The sequence below is a fragment of the Streptomyces sp. NRRL S-495 genome, from assembly GCF_000966955.1.
Lineage (GTDB): Bacteria > Actinomycetota > Actinomycetes > Streptomycetales > Streptomycetaceae > Kitasatospora > Kitasatospora purpeofusca.
Genome location: NZ_JZWY01000073.1, coordinates 1 through 1480 on the forward strand (window position 1 = coordinate 1; position 1480 = coordinate 1480).

Annotated in this window: 1 protein-coding gene and 1 tRNA gene; one reads left to right on the forward strand and one right to left on the reverse strand. The window is 74.3% G+C overall.

Annotated features, from left to right (window positions below; genetic code table 11):
- Positions 1–144: 144 nt before the first annotated feature.
- Positions 145–891 (reverse strand): trypsin-like peptidase domain-containing protein, encoded by a 747-nt coding sequence (locus tag VR45_RS05310; protein WP_045938508.1) that lies wholly within the window; start codon positions 889–891, stop codon positions 145–147.
- Between the two features lie 340 nt (positions 892–1231).
- Between VR45_RS05310 and VR45_RS05315 the strand changes: the two genes are divergently transcribed.
- Positions 1232–1305, forward strand: a tRNA-Ile gene (locus tag VR45_RS05315).
- Positions 1306–1480: the final 175 nt, after the last annotated feature.

Consider the following 1480-nt stretch of genomic DNA (forward strand, 5'->3'; position numbering starts at 1 on the left):
TGTTAATCGGCAGGTTATTGGTTCGAGTCCAATTGCGGGAGCTGCGCCGGGTCCGCCCGGTGACTGCTCAGAGCGAAGGCCCCTCGGTAGACCGGGGGGCCTTCGTGTTGCCCGGACCCGACTCCGGGCCCCCGGCGGGCCGGCTCAGGCGAGCGCCTGCTGGTACAGCTCGGCGACCCGCTCGTCGAAAGTGACGCTGTACGAGGTCTCCGGTGTCGCGCCGCCCTCCTGGTAGCCGCCGATCACCCCGATCACCCGCCCGTTGGTGGTCAGCCACGGGCTGCCGCTGGTGCCGTCGGTGTAGCCGCCGCAGTCGAACCGTTCCTGGGTCGGGCTCTGCGAGGCGGTCAGGCCCGAGCAGGTGATCGGCTCGTCCCGCTCGTTGGGGTAGCCGGTGACCGAGACCGCCAGGCCGAAGCCCTGGTCGGTGCCGAGCGGGTTGCCGCCGACTGCGTCCTCGACCTGCTGCCCGTTCACCGGTCGCACGGTGACGAACGCCACATCGTACTCGGGGTCGTCGTCGGTCTCCCAGTGCGGATCGACGGTGACCGACTCCACCGGCCAACTCCCGTACGGCGAGTACCCGTTGCGGTAGCCGGGAGTGAACACCAGGCCGTCCAGCAGGCCGATCCGGCGGCTCTGCACGCAGTGCGCGGCGGTGACCAGCAGATTGCGCCGCGGGCTCCTCACCACGCTCGCCGTGCAGGCCCTGGGGCCCTCCGAGGTGTGCACGGACAGGGTGCCGATCCGGTCCCAGGCGGGGTTCTGCGGCGCGACCGAGGCCGTCCGGCCCTCCTCGCCCCCGCCGCAGGCGATGGCGGCGGCCAGCAGCAGGGCCGCCAGGGCGAGCGTCCGGGCCGCGCGCGCGGGTCGAACCGGGCGGGAGGGCATCGGTGCTCCGTCTGGTCCTCGGGGGCGGTCGCCGCCGGTCATGCGTCCGCCGTTCGAGAGCAAGATCTATCAGGCCGGGCCCGGCCGCGCCACTGCCGCCGCCGACTCCCGACCCCCCGTCACCCGGCCCCGCCGGAGCGCCCGCCGCAGACCCGCCGCCGTCCGCCCGCAGACCCGCCGACTGTCCGTCGGCGGCCCGCCGGGGTCGGCCGCCCCCGGTGCGCACCCGTGTGCGCCCCCGGCGCGCACCACGGGTGATCGACCGGCTATGCTGCCCGGGACGGCCTTTCGGGGCCGTCTGCTGCTGCCGCGACCGGCTTGCCGTCGCGCGCTGCGAACCGGGGCGGTAGCTCAGCCGGTTAGAGCAGGGGACTCATAATCCCTTGGTCGTGGGTTCGAGTCCCACCCGCCCCACCTCTCACGCCCGCGCGGGCGGCCCCCCGGCTGGGAAAACCCTAGGGGATCAAGCCCGCCGCCACGCCACGACGCGCCGGAATTCACCCGCTCGTGGGCACCGCCCGGCCACCCGCCACCCCCTCCGTCCGAGGCCCGTGCTCCCGGACGCCCCTCCCCGGTCCACCGATCGGTT